Raw genomic sequence first — 11,812 nt, 5'->3', positions numbered from 1 at the left:
CGTTACCTTTAAAATCCAAGACTGGATAACAAATCGTCGACTTCATCCTGAGATGCAACAGCGTCTTCGCGCTCTTCTGGGTTCATAATTGGACCCTCAGGCGCAATCGATGCTTTCTTCTCTGACTCTGGAGTTGGCTCTATTTGATTCGCACCGAATACCGTGAGAATCTCGACCAAACGTCCTTCTACCTCATTCACCAAGGTAATAACTTTGCTAATTATCTGCCCAGTTAAATCTTGGAAATCCTGAGCCATCAAGATTTCAGTCAATTGTCCGCGTAGTTCAGTGCTGTCGCCTTCTACTTGGACAAGCAATCCATCAATGCGGTGACATAAAGCTTTAAATTGTGCCAGCTCAATGCGGCCATGCATCAGTTCATTCCATTGAGGCCTTACTTGAAGTAAACACTCGTGTAGGTTGTCTGCAATTGGCATACAGCGATCGACAGCGTCCATCGTCTTATTTGCCGCAACTTCCGTTTTATCAATGACATACTGAAGGCGATCCCTTGCGTCAGGGATTTCGTCATTTGCGATAACGCTGATGCGCTCATCGAAATTAAATTGAGTCAAAGAGTCATGGAGGTCGCGAGTCAGACTTCCTATTTCTTGAAGCATTGGGTTGTCTTGAAGACTAAAATTATCTTCATAAATGCTTCTAACAAGAGAATCAGCATTCTGCTGCTCATCGTTCTCAAGCAGCTCTACTAATTTTTTTGCTTGTTCTAATGAAATCATCCTGAATTCGGCCTTACTCCGCATACTTTGTGCGCTTAGGCTATCGAGATAAACAGAGAACTTATCAGCCAATGTCTACCTAGAAATGCCTAAATTTATTGATGCTTATAAGCGATCAAAAATCTTATCAAGTTTCTCTTTCAGCGTTGCAGCAGTGAAAGGCTTCACAATGTAACCATTAACACCCGCTTGCGCTGCTTCGATGATCTGCTCACGCTTCGCTTCTGCCGTGATCATAAGCACGGGAAGGTGCTTAAGTTCTGCGTCTGCGCGAATGTGTTTAAGCAAGTCAATCCCTTGCATACCTGGCATGTTCCAGTCAGTTACCACGAAATCAAATTCGCCTTTTTTCAGCATAGGTAACGCGGTCAAGCCATCATCTGCTTCTTGAGTGTTGTTGAAACCTAAGTCGCGAAGTAGGTTTTTAACAATTCGGCGCATCGTTGAAAAATCATCAACAATGAGAATTTTCATGTTTTTGTTCAAATTAGCCTCCACTGAATAGGATCAGTGTTGTTAGTCGTTCTGTGTCCAAGCACTTAACTTAGTGCGTAAACGCTGCATAGATTGGCTCAGTATTTGGCTGACACGAGATTCGCTGACACCTAACACTTCCCCAATCTCTTTTAAATTGAGTTCTTCGTCGTAATAAAGCGAAAGCACAAGGCCTTCCCTTTCCGGAAGTTGTTTTATCGAATCGATCAAAGCTTGGCGGAATGACTCATCAGCAACCCCTTGAAAAGGCGTATTATCTTGAGAGTCTTCATTCGGAGATATTACATCATCTGAGACGCCTAAATCTTCAATTCCAACCAGTCTTGAACAATTAATGTCAGTTAAAGCACTGTGATACTGCTCTAAACTGAGTCCCATGTGTTTTGCCACTTCGGCATCACTCGGGTCACGGTTGAGGATACCCTCTAACTCCGCGATTGCACTGCTGATTTCTCGATTGTTTTTATGAACCGATCTCGGTACCCAGTCCCCACGGCGAATGTCATCCAACATTGCCCCGCGAATTCGAATACCGGCATACGTCTCAAAGCTTGCGCCTTTGGTACCATCATAGTTTTGTTGCGCTTCAATCAAGCCGATCATGCCAGCTTGAATTAAGTCATCAACCAATACATTAGGCGGTAATCGCCCCAACAAGTGATGAGCGATACGTTTAACCAACACAGAATACTTCTCAAAAAAAGCCTGTTGGCTATTGTGATTAGCATGTTGGTCGTAAGTAAGCGCTTTATTCACCAAATGGTTCCTCTATAAATTCAGTACGATTCAGCAGCCTTTCAACAAAGAACTCCAAGTGCCCACTTGGTGTTTTTGGTATTGGCCAGGTCAATGCTTTATTAGCCAAAGAGCTGATTGCCAATGCCGCTGGAGAGCGAGGATAAGCATCGACTACGATTTTCTGTCTCTTGACTGATTGACGTACTTTATCATCTAAAGGAATACATGCTACGAGTTCGAGGCTCACATTCAAGAAGCGCTCTGTGACCAAAGTCAACTTTGCAAATAATTCTCGGCCTTCACGGTAGCTTCTGACCATATTTGCAACAACTTTGAACCGCTGAACTTGGTGTTCTCTGCTCAAAAGCTTAATCAAAGCATATGCATCCGTGATTGAGGTAGGTTCATCACATACCACAACAACCACGTCTTGCGCCGCTCTTGAAAAGCTGATCACCATGTCCGAAATACCGGCTGCGGTATCAACTAACAAGATGTCCATCTCGTCTTCAAGCGAACCAAAAGCTCGAATCAAACCTGCATGCTGTGCGTGTGAAAGTTCAGTCATGCTTTGTGTGCCCGATGTCGCAGGAATAATTTTAATTCCGTGCGGCCCTTCGACAATCGCATCCTTAAGTTCACATTCGCCTGCCAACACATGTCCAAGGTTTCGTTTAGAACGAATACCCAGCATGATATCGACGTTAGCGAGGCCTAAGTCGGCATCTAGCACCATAACTTTTTTGCCTTGGCGCGCCATGCAAATAGCCATACCTAACGTCACATTAGATTTACCAACGCCTCCCTTACCACCAGTTACAGCGATAACTTTTGTGAGTGAAGGCTTGGTTAAGCGACGGAGGCCGCTAGCTTGATCATGTATCATATTTTCATTCATATTTATCCGCCGCCTAGAGCCCTTCAGAATCGCTATTCCAGTAATGAGGTTCATTCTCTGTAGATTTTTCTAATAACTCATTGGCCTTAGCAATCATGTACTTTGGCTGAGCTATAACGATATCTTCAGGAACTCGTTGACCATTTGCAATGTAAGCAACTGGTAATGCATTTTGTATTACGACACTGATGAATTCACCTAGACTTAGGGATTCATCCAGCTTAGTCATGATGCATCCCGACAACGGGATTCTTCTAAAGTGTTCAATTGTTTCTTGCAGCACTTTGCGTTGCGCGGTTGCAGGCAACACAAGGTAGCTATTGATAACGGAACCACTCTCTTGCATCAATGTGTCTAACTGCTCAGATAGGCGAACATCTCGTTGTCCCATGCCTGCAGTATCGACCAGAATTAGGCGACGATTACGTAACTGATATATTACATCGGCCAATTCACTAGAATCTTTAGCAACTCTTACAGGACAACCCATAATTCGACCATAGATCGATAACTGCTCATGTGCACCTATACGATATGTGTCAGTTGTCACTAGTGCGACGTTATCTGCGCCATATTCCATGGCAGCACGTGCAGCTAGCTTTGCAACAGTCGTTGTTTTACCCACGCCAGTTGGGCCAAGTAGAGCCACAATACCGCCGCGTTTTAAAATATCTTTTTGTGTAACGGAGATTTGGTCAGCAACCAAGGCTAACAACGCCTTCCACGCACGTGCAGGTTTGGTATCTTCAGGAATGTAACACGCCATTTGATCGGCAAGCTCTGCAGATACACCCATACGTTCAAGGCGTTTGATAAGCATGGCTCTCAGCGGTTCACGACGCTCAACTTCTTGCCACATTAATCCAGATACTTGATGCTCTAACAGACGACGAATTGAGGTCATCTCTTCGCGCATCGTTTCCATTTCAGTATCTGAACCTTTGGAATGCGTATTCTCACGACCACGATCATAACGGGTAGGATCCAAACGAGGTGCTGGACGCTCTACTCTGCGGTCTTCGGCAATCAATTGGGATAAACCTGTTTCACGAGCAAATGCAGAATCTAGGTTACCGTGAGACTGTTGCTTACCGTGTGATTGCTGATGGACGTGAGACTGCAAATTACTTTGAGTCTGATGACTATGAGGCTTATGACCCGTGCTTGATTGGCGATTGAGCAATGCTGACAATGAATCTTCATTTTCAGCACGATGTTGTGGCTCATCATCGGCGCCATGACTGTATTGCTTTAGCATATTCGCAAAGCGCTTGGTCATTGAGCGACCACCTTCAGCGTTCGACTGCAGGCTAACCTTGTCATCGTCTAATTGACGACGCCCTGTAGGAACCGGGGGCGCGGCCATTTGTGTATATTGGCTTTGCGCAGGCTGCTGAGGTTTATTGAGTCTCTGGCTTGCTGTCGACGGGCTGGATTCACCATCAATAGCGGCAACAATTTCCACACCACCTGCGACCTTTTTGTTAGACATGATCACCGCTTCTGAGCCAAGTTCTTCTTTAACTTGGAGCAGCGCGGTTCGCATATCTTTTGCAAAAAATCGTTTAATTTTCAATTCGATCGTCCGTTCTAATTAGGCGGCTTAATTACCAACAGCTTGTACTATACGTATCTGCTTTTCGTCCGGTATCTCTTGGTAAGACAAAACTCTCAAGCTTGGAATCGTGTTTTTCACGAACTTAGCCAGAGTCGAACGTAACACACCAGAGGTCAGTAGCACCGCGGGCTCACCTTTCAGCTCTTGCTCTTGTGTCGCGTGGCTGAGGGAGGTCTGTAAACGTTCGGCTAAACCAGGTTCAATACCAGCAGATTCTCCGCCGGATGCCTGCATGGTTTGATGCAAGATTTGTTCCAGCTCAGGAATCAAGGTTATCACTGGCAATTCTGGCTCTATACCATTGATTTCCTGAACAATTAGCCGTTTCAATGAGATACGAACCGCCGCCGTAAGTATGTCAGGTTCTTGACTCTTACCAGAATACTCCGACAAAGTTTGGACTATGGTTCGAATATCACGAATTGGAATGGCTTCATTCAATAGGTTCTGTAGCACTTTTACGACCACACCCAACTGCAATTGATCCGGTACAAAACCTTCCACCAGCTTAGGTGTTGAGCGGCTGAGCATCTCAAGCAAATTCTGAACTTCTTCGTGACCAATAAGCTGTGATGCGTTATTGGTTAGCAGTTGGCTAAGGTGTGTCGCCAGTACTGTAGAAGAATCGACAACGGTATAACCTAGAGCTTGTGCATGTTCACGCTGCTCTTCACGTATCCATACAGCTTCAAGGCCAAAGGCAGGGTCAATCGTCGGCTCACCATCGATCATACCGTAGACTTGACCTGGGTTAATCGCGAGTTCCATGTCTGGTTTTATCTCAGCCTCACCTACCGCGACACCCATCAAGGTGATTCGATAGCTGTTTGGTGTCAGTTCTAGGTTATCGCGAATGTGCACCGCTGGGATCAAGAAACCAAAGTCTTGAGACAGCTTCTTACGCACACCTTTAACACGTTCAAGAAGTTCGCCCCCTTGGTCTCTATCCACCAAAGGAATTAAACGGTAACCTACTTCTAAGCCAATAATATCAACAGGTTGAACATCATCCCAAGAAAGCTCTTTCTGAGAACCTACTTCTCCATTCGCTTCAACGGTCGCCGGAAGGTTTGGTTCTTCCGCCTTCTTCTTGTTCTTTTTATCGATGTAATACGCACCCGCACCCGCAATAACTGCAAGGCTCAAGAACGAGAAATGTGGCATACCCGGAACAATACCCATGATGCCAAGGATTGCAGCGGTGATCATCAAGGCTTTTGGATTGTCGAACATCTGGAAGACGAGCTGCTGCCCCATGTCTTCATCAGTGTTTTGACGCGTTACCATCATCGCGGCTGCAATAGACAGTAATAGAGATGGAATTTGTGCAACCAGACCATCACCGATAGTCAGTAGTGTGTAGATTTCAATTGCTTCACCAAAACCAAGGTCAAACTGAGCCATACCAATGCTCAAGCCACCAATGATATTGATGAATAAGATTAAGATACCAGCGATCGCATCGCCTTTAACAAACTTAGACGCACCGTCCATCGAACCGTAGAAGTCGGCTTCTTTGGTTACTTCAAAACGTCTCAGACGAGCCTGATCTTGGTCGATCAAACCTGCGTTCAAGTCGGCATCGATTGCCATCTGTTTACCCGGTAAGGCGTCCAAAGTGAAACGCGCGCTTACTTCCGAGATACGGCCTGCACCTTTGGTTACAACCATGAAGTTAATGATCATCAGAATCAAGAACACCACTAGACCTACGGCATAGTTACCACCGATAACCACGTTACCAAAGGCTTCAATCACGTTACCAGCTGCGTCGCCACCTTCATGACCATGAAGCAAGACCACACGTGTTGAAGCAACGTTCAAGGCTAATCGAAGCAGAGTCGCAATCAGAAGTACGGTCGGGAATGCAGCAAAGTCTAAAGGTCTGCGGGTATAAACCGAAACCAATAGCACAACCATAGACAGCGCAATGTTAAAGGTGAAGAACATATCCAATAAGAAAGCTGGAATGGGCAACACCACCATAGCAAGCGTTGCAAGTACCATAACAGGTGCACCAACCGCAGGCATGGCACGGTTCGGGATTTTAGGTAGCTTGTCCGCAAAAGGCAGGGAGAATTTCATAAATCTAGACAGTTTCGCTATGTTGTAGCTCTCTGAACAAGTGGATTAGATCTTAGTCAGGGCTGTTTTGCTATGGGCTTATAATGTTCAGGCTTACTACAGCAAACACTGTACCAACATCTCACGTCAAATTATCGCCATCACCTCAATAAAAGGAAGATTGGCTAGCTCACTATTATCAGGGTTCATCACGCAGAGCTCAAGCAATTGATCTAATGACGTAAATCAGGTGGGATCGGCATATTAGAATCTTGCAGTTTTGGTCTCTCACCACCTCGTTTTCGGTACTGCTTAAGCTGGAAAACATATGCAAGCACCTGCGCAACAGCCGTAAACAGACCGTCAGGAATTTGTTGTTCTAGTTCAGTGGTGTGATAAAGCGCCCTCGCCAATGGCGGTGCCGGAACAATATAGATATCGTTTTCGCGTGCAATCTCTCGGATTTTCATCGCCATGTGGTCGACACCTTTGGCAACCACAATCGGCGCTTTATCTTGATTCTGCTTATAACGCAGTGCCACGGAAAAGTGCTCTGGGTTGGTCACAATCACATCCGCTTGAGGGACGTCTGCCATCATACGACGCTGAGCCGCTTCCCTTTGTAGCATACGAATTCGGCCTTTTACTTCCGGCTTACCTTCGGTATCTTTGAATTCGTCTTTGACTTCTTGTTTGGTCATTTTCAGCTGATCAGCGTGTTGCCAGATCTGGAACGGGATATCAATGGCAACCACGATCAGCAAAGAGCAACTGATTAAAAGAATGAAGTTAAGCAAGATATCCAAAGCATGAAAGATATTCTGCGGATACACATCCATACTCAGCTGCATTAAATCATGCTGAGAGGCCTGAATAAGATAAATAGCCATGCCTGATACAAGTGCCACTTTCAAAATAGATTTCAGCAGTTCAACCCAGCTTTGTAGGCCAAACATACGCTTGATACCACTGAGTGGATTGAGCTTAGACGCCTTTGGCATTGCAGCTTGCATCGAAAAGTTAATCCCGCCAACACCTGCCGCACCAATAACAGCCGCAACAAACAAAGTTATCAAAATTAAGAACAGTGGAAACAGTAAGTTCACCAGTGCGCCACCAGCGATTTCAAAGAGCTTGTTGGTGTCAAAGATCTCGTCGCGGCTCAGAGAAAACAGACGTTGCATAGCCTCGAACAAAGCCTTCGCCATCGATTCGCCAAACCACATTAATGCAATCGCACCAACTATCAGTACCGACGCTGAAGCTAGCTCTTTTGACCTTGCAACCTGCCCTTTCTCTTTGGCCTGTTGCAAGCGTTTGGGCGTGGCGTCTTCTGTGCGTTCTTGACCGTCTGACTCTGCCATTTCAGTCTCCTAGCAATCTAACCGGATTAGACGACATATCTGTTGTTCGCCTTGCATCCAGAATAGCTCATAGTGACTATACAAGCCGCCAAGGATGTACCAACAAAGTAACAGACCCACGAGTAGCGCAAATGCAAAACCCAAAGAAAAGATATTTAACTGAGGTGCAGCACGCGTCATTACACCAAAAGAAAGGTTAATCGTTAACAGTGCGATAATGCCCGACAAGGACATCGCCAATGCCGTTTTGAACATGATACCAAGCCACAACGCGAGCTCTCGAAAATCAACAGAAGTCAAAGAGCCACTGCCAATCGGCAAAGTCTTAAAACTGAACACCACCAGCTGCAGCATTTTCAAGTGACCATCGGTCGCCAAAAAAAACATGGTCGCAAGCAACATGAACAACTGACCAAGTACTGGCGTGTTTTGCCCGTTAGCAGGGTCAACCATTGAAGCGAAGCCCAAGCTAGATTGCATACCTAAGATCTGACCGAGCATAACGAAGGTCTGAATCATAAACTGAGTAACAAAGCCCATGGCAACACCAATCACGATCTGTTCAAAGACAGTCAGGAAGCCTTGAAAGGACAGAAGTTCGATCTCTTTGGGAACAGCAGGAATTGCGGGCATCACGGCAAAGGTGATAGCCAAACCTAAATACAGACGAATACGCGGCGACACAAAGCGCGCGCCCGTTACCGTCATCACCATCAGCATCGCTGAGATACGAGTATATGGCCAAAAATAATTGGCTAACCACTCTAGTACAAGGCTCGTCGGGTATTCCATATCGATTTAATACAGAACTTGCGGCAAGCGTTCGATGAGTTCAAAAAAGAACTCCATCATCATCTGAGTCATCCAGTGTGCAAATAGCATCAACGCCAACAAAGTCACAATCAAACGAGGCAAGAAGCTCAGTGTTTGTTCGTTGATAGAGGTCGCAGCTTGGAAAACAGCGACGACTAAACCGATCAGCAGGCTCGGGATGATAATGGCGCAAACCATGATGAGTACCATCCAAAGGGCATCTCGGAACAACTCTACGAATATTTCAGGATTCATTATTCCCCCGGCTACAAGGCAAAACTGCCCGCGAGAGTGGAGAGTATCAAGTTCCAACCATCAACAAGAACAAACAGCATCAACTTAAACGGCAGCGATACAATCATTGGTGACAACATCATCATACCCATAGCCATTAATACCGATGCCACTACCAAGTCGATGATTAGGAACGGCAAGAACAACATAAAGCCTATCTGGAAAGCCGTTTTCAATTCTGACGTGATAAATGCTGGAATCAGAACCGCCATTGAAACATCTTCAGGGTTGGTCACTTCCGCACCAGAGATCTCAACAAAGGTTTCTAGATCTTTGATTCGAGTCTGTTTAAGCATGAAGGACTTAATCGGTTCTTGGGCAACATCGAATGCCTGTCGTGCCGATATCTGTTCATTGAGATAAGGCTGAACTGCTTGTTCGTTAACTTGGTTAATCACTGGCGACATGATGAAGAAGGTCAAGAATATCGCGATACCAATAATCACTTGGTTAGACGGTGTTTGTTGTAGACCCATTGCCTGACGCAAGATAGACATCACCACCACAATACGGGTGAACGAGGTCATCAAAATCACCATCGCCGGCAAGAAGCCAAGCATGGTCATTAGAGCCAAGATCTGTAGGTTTATCGAGTAATCTTCACCACCATTAGCATTGGTTGTCATGGTAAAGGCAGGTATGCCACCACCATTGCCGGTTAAGCTACCCGTGGTCATGGTTTGCGATTTGGCTTGGTCTTGTTCCATCGTGCTGATGGTTACCGACTCTGAGCCAGCGGTATTCGCAGGAATGACGGTGCCATCTTCAGCCTGTGCAAATACCGACATACTGAATACGAGTGAGCAGAGGAGAGTGAGCTGAACCAACAACACTTTAACCATTCGGAAAGCTCCGTTTTGGCAAACGTAAGATGAGTTCAAAAGTCCGTTACTTGTTTGCATCTTTTTTTATTAGCTGGGAAAGCTGACTTGAAAATGTACTTTTTTCCAGCATCTCCTGAGTAAGAGGTTTATCGAGCTTAGAAATTAGCTGGATAGATTGCGTGGTAATCCCGACTAAGAACTGCTCATCACCAGCTTGAACAATAGCGATGCGTTCTTTAGTACCTACAGGAATTTGCCTAACAATCGCCAAGCCTTGCTGATTCGACATTGCAGGCACTTGCATGCGCTTGAGTAGCCAAGCAATAAATAAGATGAAGGCTATAACGAAAATTAGCGACCCAAAAGTGGTCGCTAAATCGAGAGATGGCGGCGTTGCAGCAAAGGCAATAGAAGGAGAAGATAACAAAGCTCCCCCTATAACTAGCCTAGCCAATCTTGGAGACAGAAAGCTCATTAACGCAGCTTCTTAATTCGTTCTGTCTGGCTAATAACGTCAGTCAAACGAATACCAAACTTGTCGTTCACCACAACCACTTCACCATGAGCAATCAAGGTACCGTTTACCATCACATCCAGTGACTCACCAGCAATTCTATCTAACTCAACAACCGAACCTTGGTTCAACTGAAGTAAATTACGGATACTGATCTGAGAGCGGCCAACTTCCATTGAGATAGTCACGGGGATATCCATGATGGTATCCAGTTTACGACGCTCATCTTCAGAAATCGGAGACGATGAATCGGTTAGCTCATCAAGTGGTGCCGCAAGCACGTCATCAACATCAATTGACGGTGCTGAAGGATCTTCACCAAGTGCCGCAGCCCACTCGTCTGCTAGCTTTTGATCTTCACTAGGTTCCATTACCAATTCCTATACTTTTATCTATTTTGCTATTCGTCATCGTCGCTATTTTCCAGCTCAGACATTAAGTCCTTGCCTAGAAAAGCGAGATCAGTTTTAACCACATGTGGTCTTTGAATTTTTTCAGAAATCTGTACTGCGAGCTTCTCACCGGAACGGCCCATTTTCACACGATACGTTGGCAGCTCTTCAACGAACATAGTCGCATGCTCAGGCATGTTCATTGGGATGACGTCACCGGGGCGCAGCTCCATCAAGTCACGCAGAGAAATATCTTGCTCTAGCAAGTTCACACGGAAGTTAACCGGCACATCCATAATTTCATCACGCAGCGCGGTACTCCAACGAACATCGGTTTCCATTTTGTCTGATTGAACACCGGCATCCAGCAGTTCACGAATCGGCTCTACCATGGAGTAAGGCATCACGACGTGGAAGTCACCACCACCGCCATCCACTTCAATGTGGAATGAGCTGACAACAATCACTTCTGTTGGGCTCACAATGTTCGCCATACTTGGGTTCACTTCAGAATCCAAGTATTCAAACTCAACCCCCATCACTGGAGACCAAGCTTCTTTGTAATCTTCAAAAACAATTTTCAGCAGTAACTGAATAATTCGTCTTTCGGTTGGCGTGAATTCACGACCTTCAATCTTGGCGTGGAAGCGTCCATCACCACCAAAAAAGTTCTCTACGAGAATAAAAACAAGACGAGCTTCCATGGTAATAAGCGCCGTGCCTTTCAACGGGCGGAAACGAACCATGTTTAAACTAGTGGGTACATACAATGTGTTTTGGTACTCACCAAACTTCATCATCTGCACGCCGTTGATCGACACTTCAGCTGTTTTACGTAACATATTAAACAAGCTAATCCGCATATGACGTGCGAAACGCTCGTTAATAAGTTCAAGGGTCGGCATTCGACCACGGACGATTCGATCTTGAGATGAGAAGTCGAAATTGACCGCACTATCATTGTCGGTTTCTAAGACATCTTCTACGTCTTCAACATCATCAACGCCATGTAATAACGCATCAATTTCGTCTTGGCTTAATAAATCGGTCACAAATTA

13 protein-coding genes are annotated in these 11,812 nt (G+C 45.5%); all 13 read right to left on the bottom strand.

Going from position 1 to position 11,812, the window contains the following annotated elements; translation table 11 throughout:
- Positions 1-8: 8 nt before the first annotated feature.
- Entirely contained in the window at positions 9-740 is a 732-nt protein-coding gene (locus ATB74_RS20595; RefSeq protein ID WP_060983683.1) for a protein phosphatase CheZ, read from the bottom strand.
- A gap of 105 nt (positions 741-845) precedes the next feature.
- Positions 846-1,214, bottom strand: coding sequence for a chemotaxis response regulator CheY (gene cheY, locus ATB74_RS20590; protein ID WP_016767062.1), 369 nt, complete (start codon positions 1,212-1,214; stop codon positions 846-848).
- A gap of 42 nt (positions 1,215-1,256) precedes the next feature.
- Positions 1,257-1,991 carry an RNA polymerase sigma factor FliA gene (locus tag ATB74_RS20585; RefSeq protein WP_017060667.1) on the bottom strand — a complete coding sequence of 245 codons (735 nt, stop codon included), beginning with the start codon at positions 1,989-1,991 and terminating at the stop codon, positions 1,257-1,259.
- Entirely contained in the window at positions 1,984-2,871 is an 888-nt protein-coding gene (locus ATB74_RS20580; RefSeq protein ID WP_048661509.1) for a MinD/ParA family protein, read from the bottom strand. Before ATB74_RS20580 ends, ATB74_RS20585 begins: the two co-directional genes overlap by 8 nt.
- A gap of 13 nt (positions 2,872-2,884) precedes the next feature.
- Positions 2,885-4,447, bottom strand: a complete 1,563-nt coding sequence (flhF, locus tag ATB74_RS20575) for a flagellar biosynthesis protein FlhF (RefSeq protein ID WP_061019573.1) — start codon at positions 4,445-4,447, stop codon at positions 2,885-2,887.
- 27 nt (positions 4,448-4,474) lie between these two features.
- The gene (gene flhA / locus ATB74_RS20570) at positions 4,475-6,574 is read right to left on the bottom strand and encodes a flagellar biosynthesis protein FlhA (RefSeq protein WP_060983685.1); all 2,100 of its coding nucleotides are present in this window, start codon (positions 6,572-6,574) and stop codon (positions 4,475-4,477) included.
- Between the two features lie 212 nt (positions 6,575-6,786).
- Complete coding sequence (gene flhB / locus ATB74_RS20565) at positions 6,787-7,917, bottom strand: flagellar biosynthesis protein FlhB (protein ID WP_048661512.1); 1,131 nt, start codon at positions 7,915-7,917, stop codon at positions 6,787-6,789.
- Between the two features lie 9 nt (positions 7,918-7,926).
- Positions 7,927-8,709, bottom strand: coding sequence for a flagellar biosynthetic protein FliR (fliR, locus tag ATB74_RS20560; RefSeq protein WP_017060672.1), 783 nt, complete (start codon positions 8,707-8,709; stop codon positions 7,927-7,929).
- A 6-nt stretch (positions 8,710-8,715) separates the two neighbouring features.
- Complete coding sequence (fliQ, locus tag ATB74_RS20555; RefSeq protein WP_029235191.1) at positions 8,716-8,985, bottom strand: flagellar biosynthesis protein FliQ; 270 nt, start codon at positions 8,983-8,985, stop codon at positions 8,716-8,718.
- Between the two features lie 11 nt (positions 8,986-8,996).
- Complete coding sequence (gene fliP / locus ATB74_RS20550; RefSeq protein ID WP_179946930.1) at positions 8,997-9,926, bottom strand: flagellar type III secretion system pore protein FliP; 930 nt, start codon at positions 9,924-9,926, stop codon at positions 8,997-8,999.
- Positions 9,913-10,323 (bottom strand): flagellar biosynthetic protein FliO, encoded by a 411-nt coding sequence (gene fliO, locus ATB74_RS20545; protein WP_061019572.1) that lies wholly within the window; start codon positions 10,321-10,323, stop codon positions 9,913-9,915. Before fliO ends, fliP begins: the two co-directional genes overlap by 14 nt.
- A complete protein-coding gene (gene fliN, locus ATB74_RS20540) occupies positions 10,323-10,733 on the bottom strand; it encodes a flagellar motor switch protein FliN (RefSeq protein ID WP_004739851.1) in 411 nt (136 codons plus the stop codon). The genes fliO and fliN overlap by 1 nt, the downstream gene beginning before the upstream one ends.
- A 29-nt stretch (positions 10,734-10,762) precedes the next feature.
- Positions 10,763-11,806 carry a flagellar motor switch protein FliM gene (gene fliM, locus ATB74_RS20535; protein WP_060983689.1) on the bottom strand — a complete coding sequence of 348 codons (1,044 nt, stop codon included), beginning with the start codon at positions 11,804-11,806 and terminating at the stop codon, positions 10,763-10,765.
- Positions 11,807-11,812 lie beyond the last annotated feature (6 nt).

This window comes from Vibrio splendidus, from assembly GCF_001557875.1.
In the GTDB taxonomy this organism is placed as follows: Bacteria; Pseudomonadota; Gammaproteobacteria; order Enterobacterales; family Vibrionaceae; genus Vibrio; species Vibrio splendidus_F.
Note: the sequence above shows the minus strand (reverse complement) of the source record. Positions and strands in the feature narration are given on the sequence as shown.

What these genes read in the sequence shown, in the direction of transcription:
- cheY (WP_016767062.1), bottom strand. Translation starts at nt 1,214, where the DNA reads ATGAAAATTCTCATTGTTGATGATTTTTCAACGATGCGCCGAATTGTT.
- flhA (WP_060983685.1), bottom strand. Translation starts at nt 6,574, where the DNA reads ATGAAATTCTCCCTGCCTTTTGCGGACAAGCTACCTAAAATCCCGAAC.
- ATB74_RS20580 (WP_048661509.1), bottom strand. Translation starts at nt 2,871, where the DNA reads ATGAATGAAAATATGATACATGATCAAGCTAGCGGCCTCCGTCGCTTA.
- fliQ (WP_029235191.1), bottom strand. Translation starts at nt 8,985, where the DNA reads ATGAATCCTGAAATATTCGTAGAGTTGTTCCGAGATGCCCTTTGGATG.
- fliP (WP_179946930.1), bottom strand. Translation starts at nt 9,926, where the DNA reads ATGCAAACAAGTAACGGACTTTTGAACTCATCTTACGTTTGCCAAAAC.
- fliO (WP_061019572.1), bottom strand. Translation starts at nt 10,323, where the DNA reads ATGAGCTTTCTGTCTCCAAGATTGGCTAGGCTAGTTATAGGGGGAGCT.
- fliN (WP_004739851.1), bottom strand. Translation starts at nt 10,733, where the DNA reads ATGGAACCTAGTGAAGATCAAAAGCTAGCAGACGAGTGGGCTGCGGCA.
- ATB74_RS20595 (WP_060983683.1), bottom strand. Translation starts at nt 740, where the DNA reads ATGATTTCATTAGAACAAGCAAAAAAATTAGTAGAGCTGCTTGAGAAC.
- fliR (WP_017060672.1), bottom strand. Translation starts at nt 8,709, where the DNA reads ATGGAATACCCGACGAGCCTTGTACTAGAGTGGTTAGCCAATTATTTT.
- flhB (WP_048661512.1), bottom strand. Translation starts at nt 7,917, where the DNA reads ATGGCAGAGTCAGACGGTCAAGAACGCACAGAAGACGCCACGCCCAAA.